Source organism: Neisseria sp. P0021.S005 (assembly GCF_051956955.1).
This window is the reverse complement of sequence record NZ_JBQCWY010000326.1, coordinates 1-3378: the sequence shown is the minus strand read 5'-3', so window position 1 is coordinate 3378 and position 3378 is coordinate 1. Positions and strand designations below refer to the sequence as shown.

Annotated in this window: 4 protein-coding genes and 1 pseudogene; 3 read left to right on the top strand and 2 right to left on the bottom strand. The window is 51.4% G+C overall.

Translation table 11 applies throughout. The features are described from left to right. A pseudogene (locus ACTHUE_RS13575) lies at nt 1–240 on the top strand (glycosyltransferase family 2 protein); the annotation flags it as partial. 37 nt (nt 241–277) lie between these two features. Then, the gene (locus tag ACTHUE_RS13570) at nt 278–1678 is read left to right on the top strand and encodes an L-serine ammonia-lyase (RefSeq protein ID WP_107792201.1); all 1401 of its coding nucleotides are present in this window, start codon (nt 278–280) and stop codon (nt 1676–1678) included. Nucleotides 1679–1758: 80 nt separating this feature from the next. Here the strand turns inward: ACTHUE_RS13570 and ACTHUE_RS13565 are convergent, their stop codons facing one another. Together ACTHUE_RS13565 and ACTHUE_RS13560 are read right to left on the bottom strand one after the other, a co-directional pair. After that, a complete protein-coding gene (locus ACTHUE_RS13565; RefSeq protein WP_070713582.1) occupies nt 1759–1980 on the bottom strand; it encodes a hypothetical protein in 222 nt (73 codons plus the stop codon). Between the two features lie 8 nt (nt 1981–1988). Then, nucleotides 1989–2618, bottom strand: a complete 630-nt coding sequence (locus tag ACTHUE_RS13560) for a C40 family peptidase (protein ID WP_107792200.1) — start codon at nt 2616–2618, stop codon at nt 1989–1991. Nucleotides 2619–2878: 260 nt separating this feature from the next. Between ACTHUE_RS13560 and hslO the strand changes: the two genes are divergently transcribed. Beyond that, a partial coding sequence (gene hslO, locus ACTHUE_RS13555) for an Hsp33 family molecular chaperone HslO (protein ID WP_440423734.1) occupies nt 2879–3378 on the top strand: 500 nt, incomplete at its 3' end.

Here is a 3378-nt window from a genome sequence, read left to right as displayed (position 1 = left end):
AACGGCATGAAGATGGACTTGAACGATTTACGGCTGTTGGCATACAGATACCGCGCCGGTTCTACAAGTTTGGAAGACCCGCATTGTAAAGTCAGCCATTACGAACCCTTGCGTAAAAAACCGCTGACGCTGAAATACACCTCGCCGGAAGCAGGCGATCCTTTGATGACTGTCGGACATTTGGTACTTGCATTGGCAAGCGGTGCAAAAGATTCCTCTTTAGGCCTTAAGGCCGTCTGAAAAACAGCCCGCCCGCACACACAATGATAGGAAAATTATGATCAGCATCTTTGATATTTTCAAAATCGGCATCGGCCCGTCCAGCTCGCACACCGTCGGCCCGATGAAGGCCGCGGCCGCTTTTGCCGATTTGCTGCATGCCGAAAACTTAGATACACAAGTGGCACGTATTGTCAGTGAAGTGTACGGCTCGCTTGCTTTGACCGGTATCGGACACGGTACATTCGATGCATTATTGCTTGGTTTGGAAGGCAGCCTGCCGCACGATATTCCGCTTGCAGACATCCCCCAACGCTTGGAACGCATCCGCACGCAGCACGTTTTAAAATTCAACGGCCGTGAAATGACCTTCAATCCCGAAAAAGATTTGGATATCCGCGGCGACAAAGTGTTGCCCAAACATCCGAACGGTTTGAACTTTATCGCCTATAATTCAGACGGCCTGAAGCTGAAAGAACAGATCTATTATTCGGTTGGCGGCGGTTTTATCGTAACAGACGAAGGGTTTGCACAAGAAGCGCAGGAAAATTCAGACGTGCCATACCCTTACGAAAACTGCGACGAGTTGTTGGCACAATGCCGTCTGAACCAGTTGAATATTTCCGAAGTCGTGTTGGCTAATGAAGCGGCGTTGGCAGGTTGCGATGAGGAGGAAGTCCGCCGTCGTGTGGCCGCTGTGGCCGATGTGATGGAAAACTGCATCAAGCGCGGCTTGGGTGCGGAAGGGCAATTGCCGGGCGGCTTGAACGTCCGCCGCCGCGCGCCGCAGTTGGCGGCCAAACTCAAAGTCCTGCGCGAGAGCGAAATCGTCAATACCCAACTTTGGCCGATGGTGTACGCCATGGCGGTCAATGAAGAAAATGCCGCCGGCGGCCGCGTTGTCACCGCACCGACCAACGGCGCAGCAGGCATTATTCCTGCCGTCTTACACTATTTCCGCAAATTTAATCCGCACGCTAACCAATCTCGTGTTGAGGATTTCCTGCTGACTGCCGGTGCCATCGGTATTTTGTATAAAACCAATGCGTCAATTTCCGGCGCGGATGTCGGCTGCCAAGGCGAAGTTGGCGTAGCATGTTCCATGGCGGCGGGCGCATACGCCGAAGTCATCGGCGGTACACCGAAACAAGTGGAAAACGCCGCCGAAATGGCAATGGAGCACCACTTGGGTCTGACCTGTGATCCTGTCGGCGGCTTGGTGCAAATCCCCTGTATCGAGCGCAACGGCATCGCCGCCGAAAAAGCCCTCAAGCTCGCCACCCTTGCGCTTTTGGAAGACGGCACAGATAAAAAAGTCTCACTTGATGAAGTGATTCAAACCATGCTGCAAACCGGCCGCGATATGAAGGCAACCTACAAAGAAACCTCACTCGCCGGCCTGGCCGTTACCTTGCAGAAAAAAGCCATACCGGTATCTGTGCGCGTGGTGGAATGTTAGCAATTGGGCAGAGGATCTGCCCAATAAGAAAAGGCCGTCTGAAAAACTTTCAGACGGCCTTTTTTGTATGGATCGAATAACTAACCGTTTTTTTGATAAGGGTTTTCCAGTCCGGCTATTAAGTCGTGGAAGTATTCGCGCAACTGTTTTTCGGAACAACCCATCAGCAGCGCGTCTTCAAATGCGTCCTGCGCTATTTGGTACAGTTCGTTTAAGTTTTCGGTCATGACTTTGACCTTTTCGGTGCAGGAAACAATCTGACCGTCGTCGTCATACCATTTGGGCATTTGCGGCATCGCCATCGTACACCTCAATTCAAGAAACGGGATGGGTCGTTTTTCTTCACGCGACGGGCAAAGGCGTATTTTCCGTTCCAATATTTGTGGCCGAGGCTGGTAATTTCGATACGTTTTCCCGTTCTCGGTGCGTGAATGAAATTGTTGTTGCCGATGTAAAGGCCGACGTGGGAAATACGGCCGTGGCCCATGGTGCGGAAAAAGACCATGTCGCCCGGCTGCAATTCCGAACGGCTCACGGCAACGCCCATTTGCGCCTGTTCGGCAGAGGTGCGCGGCAGGTTCACGCCCATGGCGCGTTTAAAGATGTGTTGCATGAAGCCGCTGCAGTCAAAGCCGGTAGAAGCCGATGTGCCGCCGTAGCGGTAGGCCACGCCGAGCAAGCCCATGGCGCTGCCGATCAATTCGTCTGCATTGCCTGAAGGTGCGCGCGTATTGTTGCTTGGAGCGGAGTGTGTATTGACGGGGTGGACAGGGGTTGCCTGACGCGTATTGCCGTAAACGTTGGCGTTGTCGTTGAATTGGTTTAAAACATGCTGACGGGTGGTAATCAGGTTTTCCAAATCATCGGCGTAAGAAAAATTGACGCTCGCGAGCATGGCGACCGAAGTCCAAACTGCTGCGAGCCGGAGTAAAAAATTCATTATAAAAACTTCCGTTTCAGAAGGCATTCCCTGCCGATTGCAGGCACATTGCCGGTTTCTGAGATGTTATCCCGTATCATTCTCTTGTTATCTGCTTGATTGTATTCAAAAACCGTCTTTTTGGCAAAAAAACTGCTGTTATTTTGCGTTAAATCCTTGTTTCCAAACAAACTAGAAAAACATTAAATGCGGTTTCGCTTGATTTATCCTCTGCTGCAACCATATAGGCGGCATTCATTGATTTATTTTCAGAGACTGACATGACACAAAATCACAGCGATATCCGTACACGCTTTATCTTCGACGATATGCCTATCCGCGGCATGCACATCCGCCTCGAAAAGGTTTGGCACCACATCGTCAACCAAAAACATTATCCTGTCGCCATCCGTCGCGCATTGGGCGAATTGTTGGCCGCCGGTTCTTTATTGTCTGCCAACCTTAAAAACGAAGGCACGCTGATTGTTCAAGTTCAAGGTCAGGGCCGTCTGAAAATGTTGGTGGTGGAAGCGACTTCTGAAAATACTGTCCGTGCTACCGCGCGTTGGGACGAAACCGCTGAAATTCGTGATGATGAAAGCCTGACTGCGCTGTTGGGCGAAAACAGCGTGTTCGTTTTGACCCATCAGCCTAAAGATGCCGACCCTTGGCAAGGTGTTGTGCCGCTGGAAGGCGACAGCATTGCGCAAATGCTGGTCAACTATATGAAACGTTCCGAGCAGCTCGATACCTATATTACGCTTGCCGCCGACGACCAAGC